Below are 354 nucleotides of genomic sequence, written 5' to 3' on the forward strand. Positions count from 1 at the left end.
GGCACCGGCCAGGGTGAAGGTGAAGCTGGTGGCGGAGGTGACTTCGACGTTGCCGGTGGTGGACAGGGTGCGCGTGGCGCCGCCTTCACCGGTGATGGTCAAGGTGGATACCGTGACGTCGTTCGTCGCACCGACGGTCTTGACCAGGCCCGTGCCGGTGACGGTGAAGACATGGGTGGTGCCGTCGTAGGTGGCGCTGGTGATGGTGGGGGCACTGACATTCGATACCGTCACCGCATTGCCGGTGAGATCGGCGCCGGAGGTGGTGGTCTGGTTCCAGTTGGCCGCAGCGGCCAGGTTGAACACCGTGGTGTCCACCGCAGAGGTGCCGTTGGTGTTCAGGATGCCGTTGAT

1 protein-coding gene is annotated in these 354 nt (G+C 65.0%); it reads right to left on the reverse strand.

The genetic code is table 11. The features are described 5' to 3' along the window. Positions 1-354, reverse strand: a 354-nt coding sequence (locus tag QYL93_RS31890) for a hypothetical protein (protein ID WP_305747438.1), incomplete at both ends; no start/stop codon positions are given.

This window comes from Acidovorax sp. A1169 (assembly GCF_030704685.1).
Classification (GTDB): Bacteria; Pseudomonadota; Gammaproteobacteria; order Burkholderiales; family Burkholderiaceae_C; genus Acidovorax.